Origin of the sequence: Pseudomonas nunensis (genome assembly GCF_024296925.1) — a bacterium.
GTDB classification, from domain to species: domain Bacteria; phylum Pseudomonadota; class Gammaproteobacteria; order Pseudomonadales; family Pseudomonadaceae; genus Aquipseudomonas; species Aquipseudomonas nunensis.
Map to the genome: position 1 here is coordinate 4,354,492 of NZ_CP101125.1, position 26,740 is coordinate 4,381,231.

The 26,740-nt window shown below is 60.3% G+C and carries 30 protein-coding genes; 11 read left to right on the forward strand and 19 right to left on the reverse strand.

The genetic code is table 11. The annotated features are described in order from the left end of the window. Window positions 1-139: 139 nt before the first annotated feature. From NK667_RS18985 to NK667_RS18995, 3 genes are all read left to right on the forward strand, one after another. A complete protein-coding gene (locus tag NK667_RS18985) occupies window positions 140-1,054 on the forward strand; it encodes an urea transporter (protein WP_054615737.1) in 915 nt (304 codons plus the stop codon). 21 nt (window positions 1,055-1,075) lie between these two features. Continuing rightward, the gene (locus tag NK667_RS18990) at window positions 1,076-1,900 is read left to right on the forward strand and encodes an ion transporter (protein ID WP_054049413.1); all 825 of its coding nucleotides are present in this window, start codon (window positions 1,076-1,078) and stop codon (window positions 1,898-1,900) included. Window positions 1,901-2,005: 105 nt separating this feature from the next. Then, window positions 2,006-3,001, forward strand: coding sequence for a sulfate ABC transporter substrate-binding protein (locus NK667_RS18995; protein WP_054049411.1), 996 nt, complete (start codon window positions 2,006-2,008; stop codon window positions 2,999-3,001). A gap of 193 nt (window positions 3,002-3,194) precedes the next feature. Here NK667_RS18995 and NK667_RS19000 read toward each other — a convergent pair whose 3' ends face one another. Continuing rightward, window positions 3,195-3,824 (reverse strand): DUF5666 domain-containing protein, encoded by a 630-nt coding sequence (locus tag NK667_RS19000; RefSeq protein ID WP_177331445.1) that lies wholly within the window; start codon window positions 3,822-3,824, stop codon window positions 3,195-3,197. 235 nt (window positions 3,825-4,059) lie between these two features. Here NK667_RS19000 and NK667_RS19005 point away from each other — a divergent pair, with 235 nt between their 5' ends. From NK667_RS19005 to NK667_RS19030, 6 genes are all read left to right on the forward strand, one after another. After that, window positions 4,060-5,265 (forward strand): MFS transporter, encoded by a 1,206-nt coding sequence (locus NK667_RS19005; protein WP_054615738.1) that lies wholly within the window; start codon window positions 4,060-4,062, stop codon window positions 5,263-5,265. A 220-nt stretch (window positions 5,266-5,485) separates the two neighbouring features. Next, complete coding sequence (locus NK667_RS19010) at window positions 5,486-6,142, forward strand: peroxiredoxin-like family protein (protein WP_054615739.1); 657 nt, start codon at window positions 5,486-5,488, stop codon at window positions 6,140-6,142. A 48-nt stretch (window positions 6,143-6,190) separates the two neighbouring features. Then, a complete protein-coding gene (locus NK667_RS19015; protein ID WP_054049404.1) occupies window positions 6,191-6,910 on the forward strand; it encodes an SDR family oxidoreductase in 720 nt (239 codons plus the stop codon). 158 nt (window positions 6,911-7,068) lie between these two features. After that, entirely contained in the window at window positions 7,069-7,956 is an 888-nt protein-coding gene (locus NK667_RS19020) for a LysR family transcriptional regulator (RefSeq protein ID WP_054615740.1), read from the forward strand. An 84-nt stretch (window positions 7,957-8,040) separates the two neighbouring features. Next, window positions 8,041-8,508, forward strand: coding sequence for a helix-turn-helix domain-containing protein (locus NK667_RS19025; RefSeq protein ID WP_054049618.1), 468 nt, complete (start codon window positions 8,041-8,043; stop codon window positions 8,506-8,508). Further along, on the forward strand, window positions 8,505-9,080 hold the full coding sequence (locus tag NK667_RS19030; RefSeq protein ID WP_054615741.1) for a PIN domain-containing protein: 576 nt from the start codon (window positions 8,505-8,507) through the stop codon (window positions 9,078-9,080). The genes NK667_RS19025 and NK667_RS19030 overlap by 4 nt, the downstream gene beginning before the upstream one ends. Before the next feature lie 157 nt (window positions 9,081-9,237). On the opposite strand, the gene NK667_RS19035 is transcribed toward NK667_RS19030, so the two are convergent. The 10 genes from NK667_RS19035 to ccmA all read right to left on the reverse strand — a co-directional run bounded on the left by NK667_RS19035 (window position 9,238) and on the right by ccmA (window position 16,601). After that, window positions 9,238-9,642: a hypothetical protein gene (locus NK667_RS19035; RefSeq protein ID WP_054049397.1), complete on the reverse strand. Its 405-nt coding sequence runs from the start codon at window positions 9,640-9,642 to the stop codon at window positions 9,238-9,240. A 14-nt stretch (window positions 9,643-9,656) separates the two neighbouring features. Beyond that, entirely contained in the window at window positions 9,657-10,856 is a 1,200-nt protein-coding gene (gene ccmI / locus NK667_RS19040; RefSeq protein ID WP_054615742.1) for a c-type cytochrome biogenesis protein CcmI, read from the reverse strand. Next, a complete protein-coding gene (locus NK667_RS19045) occupies window positions 10,853-11,323 on the reverse strand; it encodes a cytochrome c-type biogenesis protein (protein ID WP_054049393.1) in 471 nt (156 codons plus the stop codon). The genes ccmI and NK667_RS19045 overlap by 4 nt, the downstream gene beginning before the upstream one ends. After that, a complete protein-coding gene (locus NK667_RS19050; RefSeq protein WP_054615743.1) occupies window positions 11,320-11,856 on the reverse strand; it encodes a DsbE family thiol:disulfide interchange protein in 537 nt (178 codons plus the stop codon). The genes NK667_RS19045 and NK667_RS19050 overlap by 4 nt, the downstream gene beginning before the upstream one ends. Continuing rightward, the gene (locus tag NK667_RS19055; RefSeq protein ID WP_054049389.1) at window positions 11,853-13,841 is read right to left on the reverse strand and encodes a heme lyase CcmF/NrfE family subunit; all 1,989 of its coding nucleotides are present in this window, start codon (window positions 13,839-13,841) and stop codon (window positions 11,853-11,855) included. The genes NK667_RS19050 and NK667_RS19055 overlap by 4 nt, the downstream gene beginning before the upstream one ends. 2 nt (window positions 13,842-13,843) lie before the next feature. Beyond that, window positions 13,844-14,299, reverse strand: coding sequence for a cytochrome c maturation protein CcmE (ccmE, locus tag NK667_RS19060; RefSeq protein WP_054615744.1), 456 nt, complete (start codon window positions 14,297-14,299; stop codon window positions 13,844-13,846). Continuing rightward, entirely contained in the window at window positions 14,296-14,472 is a 177-nt protein-coding gene (gene ccmD / locus NK667_RS19065; RefSeq protein ID WP_027922383.1) for a heme exporter protein CcmD, read from the reverse strand. The genes ccmE and ccmD overlap by 4 nt, the downstream gene beginning before the upstream one ends. Then, window positions 14,469-15,224, reverse strand: a complete 756-nt coding sequence (locus NK667_RS19070) for a heme ABC transporter permease (protein WP_054049385.1) — start codon at window positions 15,222-15,224, stop codon at window positions 14,469-14,471. Before NK667_RS19070 ends, ccmD begins: the two co-directional genes overlap by 4 nt. A gap of 76 nt (window positions 15,225-15,300) precedes the next feature. Continuing rightward, complete coding sequence (gene ccmB, locus NK667_RS19075) at window positions 15,301-15,969, reverse strand: heme exporter protein CcmB (RefSeq protein ID WP_007980754.1); 669 nt, start codon at window positions 15,967-15,969, stop codon at window positions 15,301-15,303. Continuing rightward, window positions 15,966-16,601, reverse strand: coding sequence for a cytochrome c biogenesis heme-transporting ATPase CcmA (gene ccmA / locus NK667_RS19080; protein ID WP_054615745.1), 636 nt, complete (start codon window positions 16,599-16,601; stop codon window positions 15,966-15,968). The genes ccmB and ccmA overlap by 4 nt, the downstream gene beginning before the upstream one ends. A gap of 211 nt (window positions 16,602-16,812) precedes the next feature. On the opposite strand from ccmA, the gene fliK reads away from it, so the two are divergent. Both fliK and NK667_RS19090 read left to right on the forward strand, forming a co-directional pair. Then, entirely contained in the window at window positions 16,813-18,378 is a 1,566-nt protein-coding gene (gene fliK / locus NK667_RS19085) for a flagellar hook-length control protein FliK (protein WP_054615746.1), read from the forward strand. After that, window positions 18,375-18,704, forward strand: coding sequence for an EscU/YscU/HrcU family type III secretion system export apparatus switch protein (locus NK667_RS19090; protein WP_054049380.1), 330 nt, complete (start codon window positions 18,375-18,377; stop codon window positions 18,702-18,704). Before fliK ends, NK667_RS19090 begins: the two co-directional genes overlap by 4 nt. A gap of 116 nt (window positions 18,705-18,820) precedes the next feature. Here NK667_RS19090 and NK667_RS19095 read toward each other — a convergent pair whose 3' ends face one another. The 8 genes from NK667_RS19095 to NK667_RS19130 form a co-directional block, all read right to left on the reverse strand. Next, window positions 18,821-19,213 (reverse strand): DUF2802 domain-containing protein, encoded by a 393-nt coding sequence (locus NK667_RS19095; protein ID WP_054049377.1) that lies wholly within the window; start codon window positions 19,211-19,213, stop codon window positions 18,821-18,823. Beyond that, the gene (locus tag NK667_RS19100; RefSeq protein ID WP_008155806.1) at window positions 19,214-19,699 is read right to left on the reverse strand and encodes a chemotaxis protein CheW; all 486 of its coding nucleotides are present in this window, start codon (window positions 19,697-19,699) and stop codon (window positions 19,214-19,216) included. 88 nt (window positions 19,700-19,787) lie between these two features. After that, a complete protein-coding gene (locus NK667_RS19105; protein ID WP_054615747.1) occupies window positions 19,788-20,675 on the reverse strand; it encodes a CheW domain-containing protein in 888 nt (295 codons plus the stop codon). A 118-nt stretch (window positions 20,676-20,793) separates the two neighbouring features. Continuing rightward, window positions 20,794-21,582: a ParA family protein gene (locus NK667_RS19110; protein WP_054049373.1), complete on the reverse strand. Its 789-nt coding sequence runs from the start codon at window positions 21,580-21,582 to the stop codon at window positions 20,794-20,796. A 43-nt stretch (window positions 21,583-21,625) separates the two neighbouring features. After that, complete coding sequence (motD, locus tag NK667_RS19115; RefSeq protein ID WP_054049371.1) at window positions 21,626-22,516, reverse strand: flagellar motor protein MotD; 891 nt, start codon at window positions 22,514-22,516, stop codon at window positions 21,626-21,628. A gap of 15 nt (window positions 22,517-22,531) precedes the next feature. Continuing rightward, window positions 22,532-23,272: a flagellar motor protein gene (locus NK667_RS19120; protein ID WP_054049369.1), complete on the reverse strand. Its 741-nt coding sequence runs from the start codon at window positions 23,270-23,272 to the stop codon at window positions 22,532-22,534. Further along, a complete protein-coding gene (locus NK667_RS19125) occupies window positions 23,272-24,423 on the reverse strand; it encodes a protein-glutamate methylesterase/protein-glutamine glutaminase (RefSeq protein ID WP_054615748.1) in 1,152 nt (383 codons plus the stop codon). The genes NK667_RS19120 and NK667_RS19125 overlap by 1 nt, the downstream gene beginning before the upstream one ends. A gap of 49 nt (window positions 24,424-24,472) precedes the next feature. Next, window positions 24,473-26,725 carry a chemotaxis protein CheA gene (locus NK667_RS19130; protein ID WP_054615749.1) on the reverse strand — a complete coding sequence of 751 codons (2,253 nt, stop codon included), beginning with the start codon at window positions 26,723-26,725 and terminating at the stop codon, window positions 24,473-24,475. Between the last annotated feature and the right edge of the window lie 15 nt (window positions 26,726-26,740).

Here is a 26,740-nt window from a genome sequence, read left to right on the forward strand (position 1 = left end):
GCACCGGCCTCTTCGCGGGCAAGCCTCGCTCCTACAGATTTTGTGTCGGCCGTGATGATTGGGAACGACTCAAACCTGTAGGAGCGAGGCTTGCCCGCGAAGAACGATGACGCGATCCACCTGACAAACAAAAAATAAAATGCCTGCCAACCACTTCAACACCCACTGCCCCGACTGGGCCACTGCCCTGCTCAACGGTTTCAGTCAGATCTTCCTCCAGCGCCATCCGCTGTGCGGTCTGCTGTGCCTGTTGGCGATCCTTTTTACCGCGCCGGCGCTGCTCGGCGGTGCGCTGCTGGGCGGAGTCGCCGGATTGCTCACCGCGCAACGTCGCGGCTATGCCAAGGCTGATCGACAGGCCGGGCTGTTCAGCTATAACGGTGTCTTGCTTGGCCTGCTGCTGAGTCTGTATTTCCCGTGGTCCGCCCTGTTGCCTCTGATGATCATCGCCTGCGGCGGCCTGAGCGCGATGCTGACTCAACAGTGGCTCAGACGCGCTCGACTCAGCCAATACCTGCCGGCCTACACCATGCCTTTCGTTGGGATGAGCTGGTTGCTGCTGTGCTTCGCCACACCGTCGACCACGGCGCATCTGATCGAAATCAACACGCTGAACATGCTCGCTGCCCCGCTCAAAGGCCTTGGCCAAGTGATGTTCCTGGGACATCCACTGGCCGGAGCGATGATTGCCGCCGGTTTGCTGATCGCTGATCGCCGCGCTTTCTGCTGGGCGTTGTTCGCGTCCGTCGCAGGCATGGGCTGGAGCCTGCTGCACCACGACTTCTACAGTGCATTGCTGGGGCTCGGCAGCTATAACGCCGTACTCGCCGCCCTCGCCTTCAGCTCGCAGCGCCAGAAGTCATGGCTGCCGTTGCTCGGCATTGCGGCGGCGTTGTTGCTGACGCCGGTGTTTGCCACCATCGGTCTGCCCACGCTGACCGCGCCGTTCATCCTCGCCTGCTGGCTGGTCCGTGCCGCCACTCAAAAGCCCGGTAACGCCACAGTCGTCCGTGAGCCTTGCGCTCCTGGGGAGAATCAACCTAGGCTTCGCTGATTCTCGGTTCAGGCGGTATCCATGGACAGCAGCAAAAACTGGCGTGAAGAGCTTTACGTCATGGTTTTCCAAAGCGACACCAAGGCGGGACGGCGCTTCGACGGCATCCTGCTGTTGATCATCCTCGCCAGCATCATCATCGTGATGCTCGACAGCATCGACTCGATCCACCAGAACTACGCCAACGTGCTGGCGTACATCGAGTGGGGCTTCACGGTCATCTTCGCCATCGAATACGGCCTGCGCCTGTACTGCTCGCCCAAGCCGTTGCGCTATGCGTTCAGCTTTTACGGGTTGGTGGATTTGCTCGCGATCGTGCCCGGCATCCTCGCGCTGTATTACGCCGATGCGCAGTACTTGCTGATTATCCGGATCATCCGGATGCTGCGGATTTTCCGCGTGCTCAAGCTCAGCCCGTACCTCAAGCAAGCCAACTATCTGATGTCGGCGCTGCGCGGCAGCAAGCAGAAGATCGTGGTGTTCCTGGTCAGCGTCTGCACCCTGGTGACGGTATTCGGCACCTTGATGTATGTGATCGAGGGTCCTGAACACGGTTTCACCAGCATTCCCAAAGGTATCTATTGGGCTATCGTGACGCTGACCACCGTGGGCTTCGGCGACATCGTGCCGAAGACGCCGTTGGGTCAGGTGATTTCGTCGTTGGTGATGATCACCGGCTACTCGATCATCGCCGTGCCGACCGGGATTTTCACCGCCGAACTGGCCAACGCCATGCGCGGCGAACAGCTGCAACACGACTGCCCGGTGTGCAAGAAAAACAGCCATGAACATGGCGCGGCGTTTTGCTCGCGGTGTGGCAATGCGTTGTTTAAGAAACTGGAATAAGCAAAGTGCTTTTTAATCTTTAAAGGACTATGCGAGCCCGGCTATAGTCGCTGGCAAATTGCCTCACTTTTAATAAAAACACTTATTTCGAACAAGGAATGCGCAGTGAAAAAACTCTTTGGCGCCTCACTTCTGGCCGCTGGCCTGGCACTGACCAGCGTGGCTCAGGCCGCACCGACCCTGCTAAACGTTTCCTACGACGTGATGCGAGATTTCTACAAGGATTACAACACTGCGTTCCAGAAACACTGGCAAGCCGAGCACAACGAAAACATCACCCTGCAGATGTCCTTCGGCGGCTCCAGCAAACAAGCGCGTTCGGTGATCGACGGCCTGCCGGCTGACGTGATCACCATGAACATGGCCACCGACATCAACGCCCTGGCGGACAACGGCAAACTGGTCCCGGACAACTGGGTGACCCGCCTGCCGAACAACAGCGCGCCGTTCACCTCGGCTACGGTGTTCATCGTGCGCAAAGGCAACCCGAAAGCCCTGAAAGACTGGCCCGACCTGCTCAAGGACGGCGTGCAGGTGATCGTGCCTAACCCGAAAACTTCGGGTAATGGCCGCTACACTTACCTCTCGGCCTGGGGCTACGTGCTGAAGAATGGCGGCGACGAAAACAAGGCCAAGGCCTTCGTCGGCAAACTGTTCAAACAAGCACCTGTGCTGGACACCGGCGGCCGCGCAGCCACCACGACTTTCATGACCAACCAGATCGGCGACGTGCTGGTGACCTTCGAAAACGAAGCGGAAATGATTGCCCGCGAGTTTGGTCGCGATCAGTTTGAAGTGATCTACCCAAGTGTTTCCGCCGAGGCCGAGCCGCCAGTGTCGGTCGTCGATAAAGTCGTCGACAAAAAAGGCACCCGCGCCGCTGCTGACGAATACCTGAAATACCTGTGGTCGCCAGAAGGTCAGGAAATTGCTGCGGCAAACTACCTGCGTCCGCGTGATCCAGCGGTGTTGGCCAAGTACACCGATCGTTTCCCGAAAGTTGATTTCCTCTCGGTAGAAAAGACCTTTGGTGACTGGCGCACGGTGCAAAAGACCCACTTCAATGATGGCGGGGTTTTTGATCAGATTTATGCGCAGTAACCGCTAAGCAGCCATGAAAAAGGCGACCTGCAGAGGTCGCCTTTTTTGTGTCTGAACAGCAAATTTATATTCACTGAAGATCCCTGTGGGAGCGGGCTTGCTCGCGAAGAGGCCGTGTCAGTCGACATCAATGTTGCCTGACGCGCCCTCTTCGCGAGCAAGCCCGCTCCCACAGGGGATTGTGACTCGGCGTCTACATCGGCGGCGTCACGCCATCCTTGCCTGCCGAAATCGATTGCGCCGTCAGCGTGCCATCCGCGCTCTGGGTCACGAACGTCACGATCTTCACCCCGACCTTGAGCAAGCTGCGATCCCCCGGCATCAGGTTGACGATCGGCACATCCTCCGGCACCAGAATCTTCTGCTGGCCACCCTTGTAGTTGACGGTCAATGTGCGGCCATTGCTGACCACCAGATCACCGACGCTGCCATTGGTCATGCTGCTGCCCTTGGCCAGATCAAAGGGCCGATGGCCGTCGCCGCTGCCAGCCAGTTCTGGCGGGAAGACGTGGACTTCCAGGGCCTTGAGGGTGCCGTCATCCTGAGGAATGGCCGCCGAGCCGATGTAGCTACCAGGCTTGATGTCTTCGATATTGGCCAGTGTGACAGCGCGGACCTTGGTGTCATTGGTCAGTTTGATGACCACGTTTTCGCCACTGTTGGCGTGGACTTTCAAGCTGTCGGCGCTGACGCCAGTGATCTCGCCGCGCACGCCGATGCGCATGCCCGGCGCTTCGGCCGCCTGGGCGGCGCCCGCCGTGAACAAGCTGATCAAGGTAACCACTGACGCACCGCGAATCAGGTGACGAAACATCGCATTCATGGAAGTGCCTTCCTGTTATGAAACGTGAAGAGAGAACATAAGCACGCTATCGAACAAGATGTAAGTGAATGTATCATCGGACTTCAATGTTTTGACGCCAGGCTCATCGGTGGACATCACGCGCGTCCGTCACTCATTCCGCAATGGAATGATTACTATCACTCCAACCTCTCTTCCGCCGTACCAGTCAGCCAATTAGCCTGCGCGCATCCTCTTTTGCTCAGCGAGACACGTTATGAACCCAGCGACCCAGGCGCCCCACGGCGCCACGACAATGACCAAAGGCATGGTCCTGCTGTTTGCCTTCTGCTGCGGCGCCATCGTTGCCAACATCTATTACGCCCAACCGATCATTGGTTTGATCGCGCCGGACATCGGCCTGACCAGCACCATGGCCAGTTTCATCGTGTCGCTGACCCAGATTGGTTATGCGCTGGGCCTGTTTTTCCTGGTGCCGCTGGGTGACCTGCTGGAAAACCGCAAGCTGATGATCATCACCACGCTGGTAGCGATTGCCAGCCTGCTGGGCGCGGCGTTTACCGATCAGCCGAATGTGTTTCTGTTGATCTCGTTGCTGGTGGGTTTCAGTTCGGTGTCGGTGCAGATCCTCATTCCTTTGGCCGCACATCTGGCGCCGGAAGAGTCTCGCGGCCGCGTGGTCGGCGGGATCATGGGCGGTTTGCTGCTGGGGATTCTGCTGGCGCGGCCGGTGTCCAGCGTGGTGGCTGACCACTTCGGCTGGCGGGCGATGTTCATCATCGCGGCGGCGTTGATGGCGGCGATCAGCATCGTGCTCGCGTTGACGATTCCCAAGCGCCAACCTGATCACAATGCTTCATATGGTCAGTTGCTCGGTTCGCTGTGGACCTTACTGCGCCAACAACCGGTGTTGCGCCAGCGAGCGTTTTACCAGGGTTGCATGTTCGCCACGTTCAGCCTGTTCTGGACCGCCGTGCCGCTGGAACTCGCACGCAATCATGGCCTGAGCCAGACCCAGATCGCGATCTTCGCCCTGGTCGGCGCCATCGGTGCCATCGCCGCGCCGATTGCCGGACGCCTGGCCGATGCCGGCCACACCCGCATCGCCTCACTGCTGGCCCTGGTGTTCGCCAGCCTGAGCTTCCTGCCCGCGTTTATCCACCCGCTCTACAGCGTCATCGGCCTGGCCGTCACCGGCGTGGTACTCGACTTCTGCGTGCAAATGAACATGGTCCTCGGCCAACGCGCGGTCTATGCCCTCGACGCCAAAAGCCGCAGCCGTTTGAACGCGCTCTACATGACCAGCATCTTCATCGGCGGCGCGTTTGGTTCGTCGGTGGCCAGTGCGGTGTATGAACACGGCGGCTGGTTGTGGATCGTGATTGTGGGTAGCGCATTTCCGTTGTTGGCGTTGTTGCGGTTTTTGAGTGTTTCGGAAAAGCGTTCGCTGGCGACGGCGTAAAGCCTTAAAAGCTTCGCGGGCAAGCCTCGCTCCTACAGGATCTGTGTAAAACCTGTAGAAGCGAGCGGGCGGCGATCCGACTTGCCCGCGAAGGCGATTTATCAGGCGCCTCATTCTTCCCAAGAATGAATCCTATGCCCCCCACCCACGTTCCCCGCTCCCCCCGCCCAAGGTCACCATTGATCGCAGCCAACCGGCCTCCTCTTCAAGGATTACGATCATGACCCTGCAAGCAAAACTCGATGCGTTCAAAGCTGACTTCAAGGCCGGTAAACCGCCCTACAACGCTCCGGCTGAAATCCACCCGGTCATGGAGCGCGCCACCGCTGAGTTGATTGCGTCCGCCGCGGCCGGCAAAGCCCTAAAGGTCGGGGACAAGGCGCCGTTGTTTACGCTCAAGGATCCCGACGGCAACCTTGTGTCCTCCGCCGATCTGCTGGCCAAGGGTCCGTTGGTGCTGACGTTCTATCGCGGTGTCTGGTGTCCGTACTGCAACATGGAGCTGCAAGCCTTGCAGGCGTTCCTGCCGACGTTGCAGGAAGTCGGGGCGAACCTGGTGGCGATCTCGCCGCAGATCGCCGCCAACAGCCGCAAATCGGTGCGCACCAATGGTTTGGAGTTCCCGATCCTGAGCGACACTCACAATGATGTGGCGCAGGCTTTCGGTCTGCGTTTCGCGTTGCCGGATTACCTGGTCGAGTTGTACAAAAACCTGCGCAACGACCTGCCCACCTTCAACGATGACCCGTCCTGGACCCTGCCGATGCCGGCGCGGTATGTGATCGGTCAGGATGGCGTCATCCGTTACGCCGAGGTCAACCCGGATTACACTCAGCGACCAGAGCCTGAAGCGATGCTGGATGCGCTTCGCGGCTGAACCGATCAAGTGCCGCGTTACCCGCGGCACATCCTGATAGGAGTTGTCATGACCCGACGTACGTTTCTCATCACCGGCGCCAGCAAAGGCATTGGCCGTGCCGTGGCCGAGCACCTGGACCGTGCCGGTCATCGCGTGGTCGGGATTGCCCGGACACCGGACCTGACGTTCCCCGGCACGTTGTTTCCACTCGACCTGAGCGACCGGGCGCTGACCCGGGAAGTATTGGCGGATCTGGCCAGCCAGTACGAGTTCGATGGGCTGGTGAACAACGTCGGCTTGGTCCGACCGCAGGTGTTGGGCGAAATCGACCTCGACACCTTTGACGACGTGATGCGGGTCAACCTGCACTCGGCCCTGCAAGCAACCCAGACGCTGCTGCCGAACATGCGCGCCAAAGGCTGGGGCCGGGTGGTGAATATTTCCAGCCTGACGGTGCTCGGGATCACCCAGCGCACGGCGTATGCGGCGGCGAAAGCGGCGCTGGTCAGCTTCACCCGATCCTGGGCGCTGGAACTGGCGCAAACCGGGATCACGGTCAACGCCGTGGCCCCCGGCCCGACGGAAACGGAGCTGTTTCGCGAGAACAATCCGATCGGCAGCGAAGGTGAAGCGCGTTATCTGGCCAGCGTACCGATGGGTCGGTTGGGGCAACCGGAAGAAATCGCTTCGGCGATTGCCTTTCTGTTGTCCGAGCAGAGCGGGTTCATTACCGGGCAGACGCTGTTTGTCGATGGTGGTGCTTCGGTGGGAAAAGCGGCGTTCTAACGACTTTTTTCAGACCACATAAATCCCCTGTGGGAGCGGGCTTGCTCGCGAAGGCGGTATGTCAGCAACATTGATATTGACTGATACACCGCTTTCGCGAGCAAGCCCGCTCCCACAGGGGATCTCGGCAAGTCACCACATTTGCACAAGGACTCAAGATGGACCGCCTCGGCGCAATGGAAACCTTCGTCTACGTGGTGGAAACCGGTTCGTTTTCCGCCGCAGCCCGGCGCCTGAATATCGGCCAGCCCGCCGTGTCGAAAACCATCGCGCAACTGGAAGCCCGTCTCGCCGTGCGATTGCTGTTGCGCTCGACCCGTGGCCTGACCCCCACCGAAGCCGGGCTGGCGTTCTTTGACCGGGCCAAGCGCGCCATCGAAGAAGCCAACGAGGCCGACAACGCCGCTCGCTGTGCCGCCAGCGGGCTGACCGGCAACTTGCGGATCTGTGCCGCCGTGACCTTCGGCCGGTTGCACATCGTCCCGCACCTGGGGCCGTTTCTCGAACAGAACCCCGAACTGAACATCGACTTGATGCTCGATGACCGCAATATCAATCTGGTGGAAGAAGGCGTCGACGTGGCCCTGCGCATGGGCGCCCTGAGCGACTCCGGCCTCACCGCCCGCAAGATCGCCGAGTGCCGGCGCGTGGTGCTGGGCACACCGCAGTATTTCGAAAAACACGGCGAACCGGCCTGCCCTGCCGATCTGACTAAACATCAAGCCGTTGTTTACAGTTTGGGCGGCGGCGCGAATTGGCCGTTCAAGCAAGGCGACGAAGAACACCCGGTGATCATCAGCGGTCGCCTCCGCGTCAACGCCGCCGAAGGCCTGCGTGAATCAGTGCTGGCTCATCTGGGCCTGACCATGGCATCCGAGTGGATGTTTGCGCCGGAACTCGCCAGTGGTGCAGTGGTGGAGGTGATGAGTAATTGGGAGTTGCCGAATCAGGACCTGTGGGCGGTGTTTCCGACGGGAAGGATGGCCAGTGCGAAGGCGCGGGCGTTTGTGGATTACGTTCAGACGTTATTGGCGAAAGAGTCTTAAACACGCTTCAGTTTCGTTTATTGCGATTTTCGTTTGATTCGAATAGCCTTCCCAACATCGATACTCAGAATGTTGGAAACCATCATGTCTTTAGTCATCCATCCACCGATCAATCTGCCCATAGCCCGCGAAGTTCAAGCTGCCATCGAAGGTCAACGTGCGCTCTCTGCGTATCTCGCGACGCAATTCGAAACTCAACGCATCCAGATTTTCGACGAACAAAATGAAGCTCACAACGTCGAGCTACCGACTTCAGCCCTGCGATTGCTGGTTGACATCTTGGCCGCATTGGCAGAAGGCAATGCCGTCAAAGTCGTCCCGGTTCACGCGGAATTGACCACCCAGGAAGCAGCGGACCTGCTCAACGTCTCACGCCCGCATCTCATCAAACTGCTGGAATCCGGCGAGTTGTCCTACCACAAAACAGGCAAGCACCGACGTGTGCGCTTTGCCGATTTGATGGATTATAAAAACCGGCGCGACACCGCCAGCGAGCAAGCAATGACGCTTCTCGCCGAGCAAGCACAAGCGTTAAGGACAGGATACGAGTGAGGCACTCCCCGTTTACCGCTGTATATGACGCATGTGTTTTGTACCCAGCCCCTTTGAGAGACTTCCTGATGTGGCTCGCGCTCTCAGGACGTTTCCGGGCGCGATGGTCACTGGAGATACACAACGAATGGAAGCGCAATCTATTAAAGAACCGTCCAGACCTGACCACGGAACAACTGGATCGAACCTCCGAGTTGATGGATCAAGCCATCCCCGACGCCAATGTCTCTGGATACGAAGACCTGATTCAAGGACTAACGCTGCCGGACATGAATGACCGCCATGTCCTGGCGGCTGCCATTCGCTGCAACGCCAGCGTCATCGTGACCTTCAACCAGAAAGACTTCCCCTGCACATCGCTGGAACCTTTTGGAGTGGAGGCGCAGCACCCTGACAAGTTCGTCGACAACCTCTTTGATCTGGACCCGGCAGCCGTTGTCGGTGCGGCCCAACGGCAACGCAAGCAATTGAAGATGCCGTCGATGGATGTCAGTACCTATCTCGATCTGCTGTCACGACAAGGCTTGGTTCGGTCAGTCGAGGCGCTGACCAACTACCGCACCATTCTTTGATGTCTCAGTGCGCTGAATCAAAATCAAAAGATCGCAGGCTTCGCCAGCTCCTACATAAATCCGGTACATCTTCATACGCGGTCCCGTAGCTGCCGAAGGCTGCGATCTTTTCGAACTCCAGACAGCAAAACGGCGATCCGAAGATCGCCGTTTTCATTCATTCCCCAAACTGTCTGCCCAACCCACCTGGCACGCCGTGGATGTCGGTGTCTTCCCACGGGCCGTTCGGGCTGATGGAGCGGCTCCAGCCGTTGTTCCAGCGGTAGTAGGTGCGCTGGCGGTAGAAGGTGTTGGGTTGGTCGTCGAGGACGTAGACGCCCATCTTCGCATCCCAATGGCTGTTGCCACCCGGTGGCGGGGCGAAGCTGGCGGAGGTGCGGGGCAGCGGTTTGGCGGGTTTGGCCGGGATGCTTGGCTTGCTCGGGCTTGGAGTCGTGGACGGCGTTGGGCGGGGTTGCGACGGCGGGATCGGCGGCAGGGTCTGTTGCGGTGGCCGTTGGACCGCACAAGCGCTTAACCCCAGGACGAGACTGAGCAGGGTGATACGAGCGATGGCGGTCATGTAGGCGCTTCCTGTTATTTATCCGGGCTGTCGATGGTCAGTTGCTGCTGCGCGGTGGTGCTGCTGGCCAGGGGCTGGCTGCGACCGATCCATTCGCCGGTAGTCGGTTGGCCGGCGCGGGAGATGCGTGCAACCAGTTGGACTTCAGGGAAGTTCGACAGTTTCAACTGCGGCATCATTGCATCGGCATCGCCCAGTTCGACGGTGGCCGGCAGGTCAGCCACGGTCATGCGTTTGGCCGCCAATGGCGCCGGAGGACCTGAGGTGGCGCGGGCGAAGATGAATACGCTGTCGCCCGGTTGCACCTTGCCTTTCAGGTCGGCTGCGAGGTCCACACGCACCTTGAGCAACGCGCCTTTAGTGGCCGGCGCTTGGACAACCTTGCCGCCGCTGGCTTCGAGTTTCTCGGTGGCCCGGGCAATCCCGCCCTGCAGTGCGCCACGGGAATTGTCGTCCGGCGGCAATTGCGCCAGCAGACGATTCCAGTAGTCGATGGCGTCCTGATAGCGCTGGGCTTCAAACGCGGCGATGCCGAGCAGGCCAAGGCTGGTGACTTCTTTCGGATCGGCTTTCAGCGCTTCGTCGGTCAGGGCCTGGATCTTGTCCGACCACTTCTTGCCATCGGCGAAGTACTGGGCCTGAGCCCATTGGCCGAGCAGTTCCGGTTGGCGACCGGCAAGGTTCACCGTGCGCTCGAAAATCTTCGCCGCGTCGGCCGGACGATCCTGAGCCATGTAGGTGCGACCGAGGAAGTACAAGCCTTCCGCCGAGTCCGGTTGAGCCGCAACCGCACGCTCCAGGCGATGGGTCATTTCTTCCATCGACTGCGGTGCCTGGGAGAATTCCCGGGTCAGTTCGACTTTATCGCTGGCACCGAAATGCAGGTACAGGCCAAGGCCCAACACCGGCACCAGGATCGCGGCCAGTAACGGCAACGATTTGCCCAGGCGAGACACACGCGGCGCGGCAACGCCTTCGGTGTCGGCCAGCAACTCACGCGCTGCTTCCGCGCGACCGCTGTCCATTTGCGCGGCGTCGAGCACGCCCTCTTCCTGCTGAGTCTGCAACTCAGCCACGCGCTCTTGATACAGCGCGACGTTCAGGGCAGTACGATCCTCTTCGAGTTGAGCGCGACGAACGCGCAAAACCGGGATCAACAGAAAACTCAGGGCAACCAGAAGTAGCAGACCTGCAGCGAGCCAGAAATCAATCATTCTTGGTTTTTTTCCAACAGGTGGTCGAGGCGCTCACGCTCCTCGGCAGAAAGCGTGTCCGGGGTGTCAGCGCGTTGCACGCGACGACGGCGGACGATCACGGCGATAACCACGAAGCCGCCCAGCAACAGGCCGGCGGGGCCGAACCAGAGCAAGGCTGTCTTGGCGTTCAGAGCGGGTTTGTAGCGGACGAAATCACCGTAGCGATCCACCATGAAATCGATGATCTGCTGGTTGTCCTTGCCCTCGCCGAGCATGCGAAAAATCTCTTTGCGCAGGTCGGCAGCGATCGGGGCGTTGGAATCGGCAATGTCCTGATTCTGGCACTTGGGGCAACGCAGCTCTTTGGTCAGCTCGCGGAAACGCTCACGGTCGCCTTCTTTGGCGAACTCGTAGGTATCGATGGCCGCGTGCGCCACGCCGGCCATGCTCAAGCCCAATACAGCGGCAGCGATCCAGCGCTTCATGGCTTGGCCTCATCGACCAGCGCCTGATACTTGGCCGCCAGTTTTTCGCGCCAGACCTGTTCGTCAATCACGCCGACGTACTTGTCGCGGATGATGCCCTTGGCGTCGATGAAGAAGGTTTCCGGCGCGCCGTACACACCGAGGTTCAGGCCCAGGGTGCCTTCGTCGTCGCGGATATCGAGTTGGTACGGGTTGTGGAATTCCACCAGCCACTTCAAGGCATCGGCGTTGACGTCCTTGTAGTTGATGCCGTAGATCACCACGCCCTTCTCGGCCAGTTTGTTCAACACAGGGTGCTCGACCCGGCAGGAAATGCACCAAGTGCCCCAGACGTTGACCAGCGCCGGTTTACCAAGGATGTCAGCCTTCGTCAGAGTCTTGTCGCCTTGGACCGCTGGCAGGGAAAACTCCGGGAACGGCTTGCCGATCATCGCCGAAGGCAACTCGGCCGGGTCCAGGTACAGACCGCGATACAGGAAAACAGCCACCACCAGAAAAATCGCCAGTGGCAACAGCATCAACCAACGTCTCATGCAGTGGCTCCCGTCATGCCGAGCGCTTCACGCACGCGGCTTTTCACCTTGACCCGATAACGCCGATCCAATGCTGCCAGCAACCCGCCGAAACCGGTGAGCAAACCGCCGAACCAGATCCAGCGCACGAACGGCTTGACGTGCACGCGCACAGCCCAGGCGCCATCGCCCAGCGGTTCGCCGAGGGCGACGTAGATATCACGGGTGAAACCAGCGTCGATCCCGGCTTCGGTCATCACCGAGTTCTGCACGGTGTAGAGACGTTTTTCCGGGTGCAACACGCTGACTTCCTTGCCGTCGCGGATGACCCGCACGGTGCCCTTGTCGGACGTGAAGTTCGGCCCTTCGAAGTGCTTGGCGCCTTCGAAGATGAAGTGGTAACCGGCCAGGTCCATGGACTCGCCCGGCGCCAGGCGCAAGTCGCGCTCGGCACTGTTCTGGCTCGACAACACGACCCCGAGGGCGCACACGGCGATGCCCAAATGCGCAACCTGCATGCCCCAATAGCTGCGGGTCAGGCTCGGCAGGCCTTTGATCAGGCCTTTGTGGCGGGTCTTGTCGAGAATGTCGCGCACGCCGGCCAGCAACACCCACGCGGCGAGCATGAACGTCGCTATCACTGCCCAGTTGAAATCGCCGTATGCAACGCCAGCCACCACGGCCAGCGCGGCGCTGCCGAGCAATACCGGGGTCAGCATGCCCACCAGCCATTTGACCGGCGTGTCTTTCCAGCGCACCAGCATGCCGACCGCCATCACCACCATCAGCAACGCCATCAACGGAATGAACAGCGCGTTGAAGTACGGCGGGCCGACGGACAGCTTGGCGCCGGTCATTGCATCGAGGATCAGCGGATACAAGGTGCCGAGCAGGATCATCGATGCCGCCACCACCAGCACCAGGTTGTTACCCAGCAACAGGGTTTCCCGGGACCAGAGGTTGAAGCCGACATGGCTCTTGACCACCGGCGCGCGCAGGGCGAACAGCGTCAGCGAACCGCCGACCACAAACAGTAGGAAGATCAGGATGAAAACGCCGCGCTCAGGATCGGAGGCAAACGCGTGCACCGAGGTCAGTACGCCGGAACGCACGAGGAAGGTCCCGAGCAGGCTCAACGAGAACGCCGCGATGGCCAGCAACACGGTCCAGCTCTTGAACACGCCACGTTTTTCCGTAACGGCCAACGAGTGAATCAACGCCGTACCGACCAGCCAAGGCATGAAGGATGCGTTTTCCACCGGGTCCCAGAACCACCAGCCGCCCCAGCCGAGTTCGTAGTACGCCCACCACGAACCGAGCGTGATGCCGATACCGAGGAAGGCCCAGGCGACGATGGTCCACGGACGCGACCAGCGCGCCCACGCTGCATCAAGTCGACCGCCCAGCAGCGCGGCGATGGCGAAGGCGAAAGCCACGGAGAAACCGACATAACCCATGTACAGCATCGGCGGATGCACGATCAGGCCGATGTCTTGCAGCAATGGATTGAGGTCACGACCGTCCGCCGGGATCTGCGGCAGGATCCGCGCGAACGGGTTCGAGGTCAGGATCAGGAACATCAGGAAACCGGTGCTGATCATGCCCATCACTGCGAGTACGCGGGCGAGCATGACTTGCGGCAACTGCCGGGAGAACACCGACACCGCAAAGGTCCAGCCGCCGAGGATCAAGGCCCACAGCAGCAACGAACCTTCGTGGGCGCCCCACACTGCGCTGAACTTGTAGTACCACGGCAAGGCGCTGTTGGAGTTGCTGGCCACATAAGCGACGGAGAAATCGTCGGTCATGAAAGCGTAAGTCAGGCAACCGAACGCAAACACCAGAAACGCGAACTGACCCCAGGCCGCCGGTTGCGCCAGGCTCATCCACAAGCGGTCGCCACGCCAGGCGCCCATTAGCGGGACCACGGCCTGAACCAGCGCGAAACACAGCGCCAGGATCATGGCCAACTGGCCTAATTCGGGAATAAACAGTGCAGAGGTCATCATCAACCCTCCTTGGCTTGGGTAGGCGCCGACTGACCGCTGTCTTTCAGGGCCTTGGTCACTTCGGGCGGCATGTATTTCTCGTCGTGCTTGGCCAGCACCTCGTCAGCCACCACCACGCCGTCAGCGTTGAGTTTGCCCAGGGCGACGATGCCCTGCCCTTCACGGAACAGGTCCGGGAGGATGCCGCGATAGCTGATGGTCACGGATTTATTGAAGTCGGTGACGATGAATTTCACGTCCAGGGAATCACCGGAGCGTTGCAGCGAGCCCTTCTCGACCATGCCGCCGGCGCGGATGCGCGTGTCTTGCGGCGCTTCGCCGTTGGCGATCTGGGTCGGTGTGTAAAACAGGTTGATGTTCTGCTGCAGGGCGCTCAGGGCCAGGCCGACGGCGGCGCCGACACCGACCAGGATCGCGAGAATGATGATAAGACGCTTTTTGCGCAGCGGATTCACTTGCCGTTCTCCCGGCGCAAACGACGCGCCTCTTGTTGCAGATACCGCTTGCGGGCCAGGATCGGCGCCGCCACGTTGAGGACCAGCACCGCCAGGCAAATGCCGTAGGCTGACCAGACATACAGGGCATGATGGCCCATGGCGAGGAAGTCGCCGAATGAAGCAAAACTCATCGAACGGCCTCCAGACTGTTCTGCACTTCAGCTTTCACCCAGCTCGCCCGGGCTTCGCGCTTGAGCACTTCAAGACGCATGCGCAGCAACAGCACCGCGCCGAAGAAACAGTAGAAACCCAGCACCGTCAGCAACAGCGGTAGCCACATCTCGGCGGGCATCGCCGGTTTTTCAGTGAGGGTGAACGTCGCGCCCTGGTGCAGGGTGTTCCACCACTCCACCGAGTATTTGATGATCGGAATGTTGATCACGCCGACAATTGCCAGCACCGCACAGGCCTTGGCCGCACTGTCACGATTGCTGATGGCGTTGCCCAGCGCAATGAGACCGAAGTACAGAAACAGCAGAATAAGCATGGACGTAAGTCGCGCATCCCAGACCCACCAAGAGCCCCAGGTCGGTTTGCCCCAAATCGCGCCGGTGACCAGCGCCACGGCGGTCATCCAGGCGCCAATCGGCGCCGCGCATTGCAAGGCGACGTCGGCCAGTTTCATCTTCCACACCAGCCCGACCACACCGCACACCGCCAGCATCACATAGCAGGACTGAGCCAGCATGGCGGCCGGAACGTGGATATAGATGATGCGAAAGCTGTTGCCTTGTTGGTAGTCCGGTGGCGCGAAGGCCAGGCCCCAGACCACGCCGACGCTAATCAGCAGCAACGCCGCGACGCTCAGCCACGGCAGCAGTTTGCCACTGATGCCATAAAACCATTTGGGCGAGCCGAGCTTATGAAACCAGGTCCAGTTCATTACTGTTTCCATCACGGGTGCTCTTCGCTATTGAAGAGCCAAGGGTCTTTACTGGTTAAATTTTAACCAGACCTCATTATTCGCCGACGCTGATCTTCAGGCCAGCAGCTATTGCAAAAGGTGTCAGGGTTATCGCCAGGGCGGTCAGGCTACCAAGCCACAAGAGATAACCGGTCGCCGGCATGCCCTGCAAGGCTGCCTGCAAGGCGCCACTGCCAAGAATCAACACCGGGATGTACAGCGGCAGAATCAGCAGCGCCAGCAACAGGCCGCCACGCTTCAATCCGACCGTCAGTGCTGCGCCCACCGCACCGAGCAGGCTCAGCACCGGTGTACCCAGCAATAACGAAAGCAGCAACACCGGCAGACAAGCGGCAGGCAAACCGAGCATCAACGCCAGTAGTGGAGCGAGCAAAACCAGTGCCAGGCCGGAGAAGGCCCAGTGTGCCAGTACCTTGGCCAAAACCAGAAGAGCCAGGGGGTGCGGCGAAAGGACCCACTGTTCAAGCGATCCGTCTTCGAAATCACTGCGGAAGAGCCCGTCCAGCGAGAGCAGGACCGATAAAAGCGCCGCCACCCAGACCAGTCCCGGAGACAAGGTTTGCAACAATTGAGACTCGGGTCCGACCGCCAACGGGAACAACGACACCACGATGGCGAAGAATACCAGCGGATTGGCCAGCTCTGCCGGACGGCGAAACAACAAGCGAGCCTCACGGGCGACCAACAGGCCGAAAACACTCATACGGCCCAGTTCCCCAGATCAATGTCGCGATAGCCGGCCGGCATGCGAGTCAGCGTGTGGTGGGTGGTCAGAATCACCATGCCGCCCCGCTCGCAGTGGCCGGCCAGGTGTTCTTCGAGTTGCGCCACGCCCTGCTTATCGAGCGCGGTGAAGGGTTCGTCGAGAATCCACAGCGGTGGACTGTCGAGGTAAAGCCGTGCCAGCGCCACGCGGCGTTGCTGACCGGCGGACAAGGTGTGGCAAGGCACATCCTCGAAACCGCGCAGCCCGACAGCCGCCAGCGCTTGCCAGATCGCTTCGTGGCTCGCCGGTTGGTGCAAGGCGCAAAGCCAGCTAAGGTTTTCTTCCGGGGTCAGCAAATCCTTGATCCCGGCGGCATGTCCGATCCACAACAGGTTGCGGGCCAGTTCGCTGCGTTGCTCGTGCAACGGCTGGCCATTGAGCAAGACTTGACCGGCGGTCGGTTGCATCAGCCCGGACAACAAGCGCAATAAACTGGTCTTGCCACTGCCATTAGGGCCGCTGATCTGCACCATTTCGCCACTGGACAGTCTCAATTCGAGATTTTCGAAGAGCAGCCGAAGGTCTCGCTCACAGGCGAGATCGACGGTTTGAAGGACTGGACTGGTCAAGAGATCACTGGGCCTTTACGTTTCAAGTCGGCGGTTCAAGTCGGCAGTGGCGCGGCCGCTAAAGAGATGCAGCATAGATGCATTGGCGGCCGGTTTTAGAGAGCTGCGTCAAAACAATTGCAATGTTTTCACCGCTCTCTCAAAGACGGGCGGCATTATACATGCCATGCCTTACTCTAAAGAGCGCATTTTCCGAAGGTTGTGACCGCGTATGACAGGCGAAATGAACATCCTCCCGGTCCCCCAGACCACACCGACGGCCACGCGCCCGATGGTGGTCAGTGGCGACTTGCTCAAGCTGCTGACGCCGATGGAGGGCCTGATCAGCGCCGGCCAGACCGCCAGCGCCGAGGTGCTGTCGCTGAAGCAGGCCGATCAGACTTTTCAACTGTTGCTCAAGGTCACCGTCGACGGCGGCCGCCAGACCACGGTCCAGGCCACCAGCACGCAACCGCTGCCCACCGGCACCAACCTGGCGATTACCCAGCCGTCCGCCAGCAACCTGGCGATTACGGTGCAACAGGCGATTGCCTCCAGCGTCGCCACCCTCACCCGCATCGACACCGCGCAACTGCCGGTCGGCACGTTGCTGCAAGGCAAAGTGCTGACCTCGCAGGTATTGCCGCAGACGCCGGGGCAACCGAGCGTTTTTCGTTCAATGGTGAGCCTGCTCAACACCGCGCTGAGCGGCAGCACGTTGACCATCGACAGCCCGCAACCGCTGCGCATCGGCACCTTGCTGAGCGCCCTGGTGCAGGACACGCAGACATTGAAATTCCTGCCGCTGAGCAATCGCCAGGACCAGTTGGCGGTCTCGCAGCAACTGACCACCCAGCAGAGCCGCCAGGGTTCGCTGGACGGCTTGCTCAGCGCCTTGCAGAACCTGCCGCAGTCCGACGAAACCTCCGCCGACCTGCAAGCCGCAGTGAACAAATTGCTCGCTGGTCTGCCGGACGTGCAGCAACTGAGCACGCCCAAGGGCCTCGCCTTGGCGTTGGCCAACAGCGGCCTGTTCCTCGAAACGAAATTGCTGACCGGCCAGACCCCAACGCTGGCCCCGGACATGAAGGCCGACCTGCTCAAGCTGATCGCGCAACTGACCCCGCCCAACACCAATCTCGGCGCCGTCATCGCCGCCAACACCCTGGCCCAGGCGATGCCGAGTTTTGTGCGCAGCGCGTTGGGCATGCTCGGTCAGGTCAGCGCCAAGCCATCCCCCACCAGTTTTCCGCTGCCCGACCGGTTGTTGCAGAGCCAGGACGGTGAAGGCGATCTTGAGCATCTATTACGCTTGGCCGCTGCGGCGGTTTCGCGCCTGCAAAGCCATCAACTGTCGAGCCTGGAACAAACCGGCGTCACCGACGATGGCCGGCTGATGAGCACTTGGCAGCTGGAAATCCCGATGCGCAACATGCAGGACATCGTGCCGTTGCAGGTCAAGTTCCAGCGCGAAGAGGCTCCGGAAAAACAGCAGCAAAACGAACGCCGCGAAGAACGCGAACCGAAACAGCAACTGTGGCGGGTCGAGTTGGCGTTCGACATGGAGCCGCTTGGCCCGCTGCAAGTTCAGGCGCAGTTGATCCAGGGCAGCCTATCCAGCCAGCTATGGGCCGAGCGGCCGTACACCGCGAGCCTGATTGAAAGCAATCTGGCAGCCCTGCGCGAGCGCTTGTTGGCTTCCGGCCTGAACGTCGGCGATCTGGATTGCCACCTCGGCACACCTCCCCAAGGCGCGCAAACCCGCCTCGAACAACGCTGGGTCGACGAAACCGCATGAGAAACCCCAACGCCCCACGCCAGGCCATCGCCCTCAAATACGACGGCAGCCACGCCCCGACCCTCACCGCCAAGGGCGACGAAGAACTGGCCGAAGCCATTCTGAAGATTGCTCGTGAATGCGAAGTGCCGATCTACGAAAACCCCGAGCTGGTGAGGCTGCTGGCGAAGATGGAGTTGGGGGACAGTATTCCGGAAGAGTTGTACCGCACGATTGCGGAGATTATTGCGTTTGCGTGGAACCTGAAGGGCAAGTTTCCTGAGGGACAGGATCCGAATGCGCCAATGGTCGAGAAGGATATTACTGATCGCGGGGATGATTATTGATGTGTGTTGAATGCAAAAGATCGCAGCCTCGTTTTACTCGACAGCTCCTACATTGGGATTGCGTACACCCTGTAGGAGCTGTCGAGTAAAACGAGGCTGCGATCTTTTGATCTTTCTCAGTTCTTGTGCAACTTGCGCATCAACTCCGCCTCAGCCTGGGTCAACCCGCAAGACTGAGTCAGTTCATCAACGGTGGCGCCCATGCCCACCAATCGCGCCGCCTGGGCAAACGACAGGCTCGACGGGTCGCGTTGTTCCAGCTGCGCCAGTTTGTCCGGCAACGGCGAAACCACCGCGCGCAGTTCGTGCAGGTCTTCACCCATGCGCACATTGCCGCTCTGGTAATTGTCGACGCGCTTGGCCAGGTCTTTGATGCGCTGATCGCGCAGCGCATCACCCTCGGCCTGTTGCGCCGCGATCAGTCGCTGACTGCGGATGTACGCCAGGAACATCGCCAGCGTGCCTGCCCAAAACAGGAACAGGACAATGACAGCAACCTCAAGAATCAATCAGATGTTCTCCAGATCCGACCATTCTTCTTCGCTCATCATCTTGTCGAGTTCGACCAGGATGAGGAGTTCGTTGTTCTTGTTGCATACGCCCTGAATGAACTTGGCGGATTCTTCGTTACCGACGTTCGGCGCGGTCTCGATTTCCGACTGACGCAGGTAAACCACTTCGGCGACGCTATCGACCATGATCCCGACGACTTGTTTGTCGGCTTCGATGATGACGATACGGGTGTTGTCGCTGATCTCGGCGTTCATCAGGCCGAAGCGCTGACGGGTGTCGATCACGGTGACCACGTTGCCACGCAGGTTGATGATGCCCAGCACGTAGCTCGGGGCACCCGGGACCGGGGCGATTTCGGTGTAACGCAGGACTTCCTGAACGCGCATCACGTTGATGCCGTAGGTTTCATTGTCCAGTTTGAAGGTTACCCATTGCAGGATCGGATCTTCAGAACCTTTTGCATTCGTCGCTTGATTACTCATACCCTGACCCCTCGAAAAACCGCTTCTGGCGGTGTGTGTTCTGTTGGCGGCGTTCAACAACGCCGTCGCATACTTGTTATGTCGGCAGCTATGTCGGTTTGTGTAGCGGCTTGCTGCTGCCCATGTGCTTTGCTCCGCCGCTGGCGATCAGCTCGGCCAGTGCGGAAACGTCCAGCAATGCACACATGTGCTCAATCACCGTGCCGGCGAGCCATGGCCGCTGACCTCGGTGACTTCTCCATTTGATTTCGTTCGGGTCCAGGCGCAACGAGCGGCTGACCTGATGCACCGCCAGCCCCCACTCGTAGCCCTGCACCGAAATAACGTATTGCAGGCCCTGGCGGAAGTCATCGCGATAACGATCCGGCATGACCCAGCGCGCGGTATCCAGCACCTTCAGATTGCCGGCCTGGCTCGGCAGGATCCCGAGGAACCATTCCGGCTGACCGAACAACGGCGTCAGCTCGTGACCGGCCAGGGAATAAATCGAACCCAGGCACACCAGCGGCACGGCCAGGGTCAGCCCAGCAACGTCGAACAACAGGCATTCGAACGGCTCGGCGGCCCAGGACGGACGACCATCGGTTTCCACCGGTGGCGGCGTGTTGCTCGGCGGCAAGTGGACTTCAACCACCGGAGGGACCAAGGCTTGCAGCAATGGCGCGATGGTCGAGACTGGCGCGAGGATCGGTGCCGGGGCTTCGATCACAGCGAGCGGTGCTTTCTCAACGACCGGCGCAACCACTGGCGCCGCAATGGCAGGCGCCGGGCGTGCATCACGCGCCTGTTCTTCGAGCACGGCCAACTGGAACTCGTCCAGCGCGGCCTCGACCTCGACCGTTTCAACGACCTCGATGACTTGCGCCACCGCTTCGACTTCCTGCGGCAACTCTTCAGTCGCCTCCATCAACAGGTTGTCCAGATAAGACTGGAGCGCCAATTGTGGACGCGAAGTGGTTTTTACCGGGCGGTTCATGCAAACACCGCCCGTGTAGGAGCGAGGCTTGCCCGCGAAGAACGATAACGCGGATTATTGGTTAAGACCGAGGTGTTGCCTTCGCGGGCAAGCCTCGCTCCTACAGGTAATGGGTTCATCAGGCCACCGCCGGGACAAGTTGTGCGGTCAGCAGATGCTTGAGCAGCGCGCGATAGGCGAGAACACCGCGACTCTTGCCGTCGAATTGCGAAGGCGTGACACCGGCGCGGCTCGCATCACGCAGGCGAGTATCCACCGGGATGTAGCCTTGCCAGATTTCTTCCGGGTACTTGTCGCGCAATACGCGCAACGTCCCGAGGGACGCTTGAGTGCGGCGGTCGAACAGAGTCGGGACGATAGTGAATGGCAACGCCTGTTTGCGTGAGCGGTTGATCATCGCCAGGGTGTTGACCATGCGTTCCAGGCCTTTGACGGCCAGGTGCTCGGTCTGCACCGGGATCACCAACTGCTGGCTCGCGGCCAGGGCGTTGACCATCAACAAGCCAAGCAACGGCGGGCTGTCGATCACCGCGTAATCGAAGTCTTGCCACAATTGCGCCAGACTCTTGGCGATCACCAGGCCAAGGCCACTCTGGCCCGGCGACTGACGCTCAAGGGTCGCCAGCGCGGTGCTCGACGGCAGCAGGGAAATATTCTCGTGACTGGTGGGCATCAACAACTGGCCGGGCAAGCCCTGGGGCACGCTGCCCTTGTGCAGGAACAGGTCGTAGCTGCTGTGTTCCAGGCTGTCGGGGTCGTAGCCGAAATAGCTGGTCATCGAGCCGTGCGGGTCAAGGTCCACCATGACCACGCGCTTGCCCGCCTCGGCCAGTAACCCGGCTAAAGCGATAGAGGAAGTGGTTTTACCAACACCACCCTTTTGATTGGCAACTGCCCAGACTCTCATTCGGATTGTTCCTCCCGGTCGATCAGCTCGACCGAGAAATAGCTCAATGTGTTAATGCGGGTGACGGAGAATTGACGGCGCTCTCTCGTCCCGGCGACTTGACCGGGGTCGGTGCAGTTTGTGTGCCAGCACGCTTCAACGCGGCATCCGGTTTCGCATTCGCGGTTCCGGTGCCCGTCAGGCTGCGGCGTACATCGAGATTTCGCGAAACAACCAGTACCACCCGACGGTTGCGCGCACGGCCTTCAGCGGTGGCGTTATTGGCCACTGGCTGGAATTCACCGTAGCCCACCGACGCCAGGCGCCCGGGGTTCACACCCTGCATCGCCAGCATGCGCACGATGCTCGCCGAACGGGCCGAAGACAGTTCCCAGTTGGTCGGGTACTGCGAAGTGCGGATCGGTTGATCGTCGGTAAAGCCTTCGACGTGGATCGGGTTGTCGAACGGCTTCAGGATCCCCGCAACCTTGTCGATGATGTTGAACGCCATGTCGCTGGGCATCGCATCGCCGCTGGTGAATAACAGGCTGGAGTTAAGTTCGATCTCGACCCACAACTCGTTGCCGCGCACGGTCATCTGATTGGATTTGATCAAGTCGCCGAACGCGGCGCTGATGTCATCGGCGATGCTTTTCAAAGGATCGCTGGCACCGGAGATACCGGCGTCAACCTGCTCACTGTCCTTGACCAGCGGCTTGGCCGGGGTCACGGTCACCGGCCGTTCTTCACCGATGGGGATCGGCTTGAGCGCGCGGTCCGAGTCCGTGAACACGCCGATCAACGCTTCCGAGATGACTTTGTACTTGCCCTCGTTGATCGAGGAGATCGAGTACATGACCACGAAGAACGCAAACAGCAGAGTAATGAAGTCCGCGTAGGACACCAGCCAGCGTTCGTGATTGACGTGTTCTTCAGGTTGCCGGCGACGAGCCATATTCCGTTACTCCCATCAATCCATGAAGCCCTGAAGCTTCAACTCAATAGAGCGAGGGTTTTCACCTTCGGCGATCGACAGAATCCCTTCCAACAACATTTCGCGATAACGCGACTGGCGCAACGCGATGGACTTGAGCTTGGCCGCGACCGGCAGCAACACCAGGTTGGCACTGGCCACACCGTAGATGGTCGCGACGAATGCCACGGCAATGCCGCTGCCCAGTTGCGATGGATCGGCGAGGTTACCCATGACATGGATCAGGCCCATGACCGCACCGATGATGCCGATGGTCGGCGCGTAGCCGCCCATGCTTTCAAAGACTTTCGCCGCTTCGATGTCGCGGCTCTCCTGGGTGTAGAAATCCACTTCCAGGATGCTGCGAATCGCTTCCGGCTCGGCGCCGTCCACCAGCAATTGCAGGCCTTTGCGCGAGTAGTTGTCCGGTTCGGCGTCAGCCACCCCTTCCAGACCGAGCAGGCCTTCCTTGCGAGCGGTAAGGCTCCAGTTCACTACACGATCGACGCCACCGGCCAGATCCACACGCGGTGGAAACAGAATCCAGGCAAGGATCTGCATGGCGCGCTTGAATGCGCTCATCGGCGATTGCAACAGCGCCGCACCGACGGTCCCACCGATCACGATCAACGCCGCCGGGCCGTTAGCCAATGCGCCGAGGTGACCGCCTTCAAGGTAGTTGCCGCCAATGATGGCGACAAACGCCATGATGATCCCGATAAGGCTCAGTACATCCATCAGATACAAGCCTCGACCAGGTGCTTGCCAATGTCGTCCAGGCTGTAAATCGCGTCCGCGAGGTCAGCTTTGACGATGGCCATCGGCATGCCGTAGATCACGCAACTGGCTTCATCCTGGGCCCAGATCGCACTGCCGCCCTGCTTGAGCAGGCGCGCGCCTTCACGACCGTCGGCGCCCATGCCGGTCAACACGACCGCCAGAACTTTGTCACCGTAGGATTTGGCCGCCGAACCGAACGTGATGTCCACGCACGGTTTGTAGTTCAGACGCTCGTCGCCCGGCAGGATTTTCACCGCGCCACGGCCATCGATCATCATTTGCTTGCCACCCGGAGCCAGCAGCGCCAGGCCAGGACGCAGGATGTCGCCATCCTCGGCTTCCTTGACGTTGATGCGGCACAGCTTGTCGAGGCGTTCGGCGAAGGCCTTGGTGAAGGCTGCCGGCATGTGCTGGATCAGCACGATCGGCGCCGGGAAGTTGGCCGGCAATTGGGTCAAGACCCGTTGCAGCGCAACCGGGCCGCCGGTGGACGTACCGATGGCCACCAGTTTGTAGGCTTTGCGTTTCGGTGCGGGCGACGACGGGCCGGTAGACGCTGGCGCACGGGTCGGCAAAGGTGCCGGTGCCGGACGCGCAGGCGCGCTGCTGCCATACGTGCTGCCGTAGCTGCTGGTGCTCGAAGGCGCCGGTGCAGGCGCGGCCACCGGGGCCGGGGCCGGGGCCGGGGCACTGTAGGTATTGGCGCGACGGTTACTGCGCGAAATGCTCAGGATCTTTTCGCACAGCAGTTGCTTGACCTTCTCCGGGTTGCGGGAGATGTCTTCGAAATTCTTCGGCAGGAAATCCACCGCACCGGCATCCAGCGCATCCAGGGTGACCCGGGCGCCTTCGTGCGTCAGCGAGGAGAACATCAAGACCGGAGTCGGGCAGCGCTGCATGATGTGCCGCACCGCCGTGATGCCATCCATCATCGGCATCTCGTAGTCCATGGTGATCACGTCTGGCTTGAGGGCCAGCGCCTGATCAATCGCCTCTTTTCCGTTGGTTGCCGTACCGACAACCTGGATGTTCGGATCCGCTGAAAGAATTTCCGAGACGCGGCGGCGGAAAAACCCCGAATCGTCCACCACCAGGACTTTGACTACCATAAACACTCCGTTAGACGCAGCGGGGCGTTGTCGCCCCGCTGCGGCAGAATCAAATACGCCGTGCGGCGTAACGCTTGAGCATGCTCGGGACATCGAGAATCAGCGCGATGCGGCCGTCACCCGTGATGGTGGCGCCGGACATGCCCGGGGTTCCCTGGAGCATTTTGCCCAATGGCTTGATGACCACTTCTTCCTGGCCCACCAGTTGATCGACGACAAAGCCGATCCGCTGGGTGCCCACCGAAAGGATCACCACATGGCCCTCGCGCTGCTCTTCATGAGCGGCGGAGCTGACCAGCCAGCGTTTGAGGTAGAACAAGGGCAGTGCCTTGTCCCGCACGATCACCACTTCCTGGCCGTCCACCACGTTGGTGCGCGACAGGTCGAGGTGGAAGATCTCGTTGACGTTCACCAGCGGGAACGCAAACGCCTGGTTGCCAAGCATGACCATCAGCGTCGGCATGATCGCCAGGGTCAATGGCACCTTGATGACGATCTTCGAGCCTTTGCCCTTGGTCGAGTAGATATTGATGGTGCCGTTGAGCTGGGCGATTTTGGTTTTCACCACGTCCATGCCCACGCCACGACCCGACACATCGGAGATCTCGGTTTTGGTCGAGAAACCCGGTGCGAAGATCAGGTTGAAGCAGTCCGACTCGCTGAGACGGTCCGCCGCATCCTTGTCCATCAAACCTTTCTTGACTGCGATACCGCGCAGGACATCGGCATCCATGCCCTTGCCGTCATCAGAGATGGACAGCAGGATGTGGTCGCCTTCCTGTTCGGCAGACAGAATCACCTTGCCGCTGCGAGGCTTGCCCATCGCTTCGCGTTCGCTCGGCTCTTCGATACCGTGGTCGACCGAGTTGCGCACCAAGTGGACCAGCGGGTCGGCCAGGGCCTCGACGAGGTTCTTGTCGAGGTCGGTTTCTTCGCCGACCAGTTCCAGGTTGATCTCTTTCTTGAGCTGGCGAGCCAGGTCGCGAACCAGGCGCGGGAAGCGCCCGAAGACTTTCTTGATCGGTTGCATCCGGGTCTTCATGACCGCGGTTTGCAGGTCGGCCGTGACCACGTCGAGGTTCGACACAGCCTTGGACATGGCTTCGTCGCCGCTGTTGAGGCCCAGACGGACCAAGCGGTTACGCACCAGAACCAGTTCGCCGACCATGTTCATGATTTCGTCGAGACGCGCGGTATCAACCCGCACGGTGGTCTCGGCTTCACTGGCCGGTTTTTCCGCTGGCGGCGCAGAAGGCGCGGCGCGAGCAGGTACCGGTGCAGGCGCTGCGGTCGGTTTCGGCGCTTCAGCTTTAGGCTCGGGCGCTTTGGCCGCCGGTTTCGCGGCAGCAGCAGGTGCCTTGGCGGCAGGCGCTGTAACCACGGTGCCGGTGCCGACTTCGGTGAACTTGCCTTTGCCGTGCAATTCGTCGAGCAGCGATTCGAATTCGTGATCGGAGATCAGATCACCGCCGGCCGCTTTAGCGGTAGGCGCAGCCGGGACCGGTGCCGAAGCAATCGCCGATTCCAGCGCATCCACGGCAAAGTTGCCCTTGCCGTGCAATTGATCGAGCAGTGCTTCGAATTCGTCGTCGGTAATGTCCGAGCTGTCGCCGGCCGCTTTCGGGGCTGCTGGAGCTGCTGGTGCAGCAGGCGCTGCCACCGCATCGACCGCGAACTGGCCTTTGCCGTGCAACTGATCGAGCAACGACTCGAACTCTGCGTCGGTGATTTCGTCGCTGGCCGCAGCATTGCTGCTCGGCGCTGGCGCAGCTACCGGGGCTTCGGCCTGGGCCTTGACGGCGTTCAGCGAGTCCAGCAGTTGTTCGAATTCGTTATCGGTAATGTCGCCCGACTCGCTTTCAGCGGCCGGTTCTTCCACCGCTTCGGCAACCGGGGCTGCTTCATCGGCGGTTTGCGGCTCGGCCAGACGGGCCAGTGCCGCAAGCAATTCTGGAGTGGCAGCCGTGATCGGGCTGCGTTCGCGGACTTCGGTGAACATGCCGTTCACCGCATCCAGCGCTTCGAGAACCACGTCCATCAATTCCGAGTCGACGCGTCGTTCACCCTTGCGCAGGATGTCGAACACGTTCTCGGCGATGTGACAGCACTCCACCAGCTCGTTGAGCTGGAGGAAGCCGGCGCCCCCTTTTACAGTGTGAAAACCGCGAAAAATTGCATTGAGCAAGTCCGCATCATCTGGTCGGCTTTCCAGCTCGACCAGCTGTTCGGACAGTTGCTCTAGAATCTCGCCGGCCTCAACCAGGAAATCCTGAAGGATCTCTTCATCGGCGCCGAAGCTCATTAAGGGGGTGCTCCC

Bases quoted from the DNA above. Each gene is read 5' to 3' on its own strand.
- ccmI (WP_054615742.1), bottom strand. From the start codon at position 10,856: ATGATTGATTTCTGGCTCGCTGCAGGTCTGCTACTTCTGGTTGCCCTG.
- NK667_RS19120 (WP_054049369.1), bottom strand. From the start codon at position 23,272: ATGGATGTACTGAGCCTTATCGGGATCATCATGGCGTTTGTCGCCATC.
- NK667_RS19015 (WP_054049404.1), top strand. From the start codon at position 6,191: ATGACCCGACGTACGTTTCTCATCACCGGCGCCAGCAAAGGCATTGGC.
- NK667_RS19055 (WP_054049389.1), bottom strand. From the start codon at position 13,841: ATGACCTCTGCACTGTTTATTCCCGAATTAGGCCAGTTGGCCATGATC.
- NK667_RS19070 (WP_054049385.1), bottom strand. From the start codon at position 15,224: ATGAACTGGACCTGGTTTCATAAGCTCGGCTCGCCCAAATGGTTTTAT.
- NK667_RS19105 (WP_054615747.1), bottom strand. From the start codon at position 20,675: ATGAACCGCCCGGTAAAAACCACTTCGCGTCCACAATTGGCGCTCCAG.
- NK667_RS19130 (WP_054615749.1), bottom strand. From the start codon at position 26,725: ATGAGCTTCGGCGCCGATGAAGAGATCCTTCAGGATTTCCTGGTTGAG.
- NK667_RS19100 (WP_008155806.1), bottom strand. From the start codon at position 19,699: ATGAGTAATCAAGCGACGAATGCAAAAGGTTCTGAAGATCCGATCCTG.
- ccmB (WP_007980754.1), bottom strand. From the start codon at position 15,969: ATGAGTGTTTTCGGCCTGTTGGTCGCCCGTGAGGCTCGCTTGTTGTTT.
- NK667_RS19005 (WP_054615738.1), top strand. From the start codon at position 4,060: ATGAACCCAGCGACCCAGGCGCCCCACGGCGCCACGACAATGACCAAA.
- motD (WP_054049371.1), bottom strand. From the start codon at position 22,516: ATGGCTCGTCGCCGGCAACCTGAAGAACACGTCAATCACGAACGCTGG.
- NK667_RS19125 (WP_054615748.1), bottom strand. From the start codon at position 24,423: ATGGTAGTCAAAGTCCTGGTGGTGGACGATTCGGGGTTTTTCCGCCGC.
- ccmD (WP_027922383.1), bottom strand. From the start codon at position 14,472: ATGAGTTTTGCTTCATTCGGCGACTTCCTCGCCATGGGCCATCATGCC.
- NK667_RS19110 (WP_054049373.1), bottom strand. From the start codon at position 21,582: ATGAGAGTCTGGGCAGTTGCCAATCAAAAGGGTGGTGTTGGTAAAACC.
- NK667_RS18985 (WP_054615737.1), top strand. From the start codon at position 140: ATGCCTGCCAACCACTTCAACACCCACTGCCCCGACTGGGCCACTGCC.
- NK667_RS19045 (WP_054049393.1), bottom strand. From the start codon at position 11,323: ATGAAGCGCTGGATCGCTGCCGCTGTATTGGGCTTGAGCATGGCCGGC.
- NK667_RS19090 (WP_054049380.1), top strand. From the start codon at position 18,375: ATGAGAAACCCCAACGCCCCACGCCAGGCCATCGCCCTCAAATACGAC.
- NK667_RS19020 (WP_054615740.1), top strand. From the start codon at position 7,069: ATGGACCGCCTCGGCGCAATGGAAACCTTCGTCTACGTGGTGGAAACC.
- NK667_RS18990 (WP_054049413.1), top strand. From the start codon at position 1,076: ATGGACAGCAGCAAAAACTGGCGTGAAGAGCTTTACGTCATGGTTTTC.
- NK667_RS19010 (WP_054615739.1), top strand. From the start codon at position 5,486: ATGACCCTGCAAGCAAAACTCGATGCGTTCAAAGCTGACTTCAAGGCC.
- NK667_RS19000 (WP_177331445.1), bottom strand. From the start codon at position 3,824: ATGAATGCGATGTTTCGTCACCTGATTCGCGGTGCGTCAGTGGTTACC.
- NK667_RS19025 (WP_054049618.1), top strand. From the start codon at position 8,041: ATGTCTTTAGTCATCCATCCACCGATCAATCTGCCCATAGCCCGCGAA.
- fliK (WP_054615746.1), top strand. From the start codon at position 16,813: ATGACAGGCGAAATGAACATCCTCCCGGTCCCCCAGACCACACCGACG.
- NK667_RS19050 (WP_054615743.1), bottom strand. From the start codon at position 11,856: ATGAGACGTTGGTTGATGCTGTTGCCACTGGCGATTTTTCTGGTGGTG.
- NK667_RS19035 (WP_054049397.1), bottom strand. From the start codon at position 9,642: ATGACCGCCATCGCTCGTATCACCCTGCTCAGTCTCGTCCTGGGGTTA.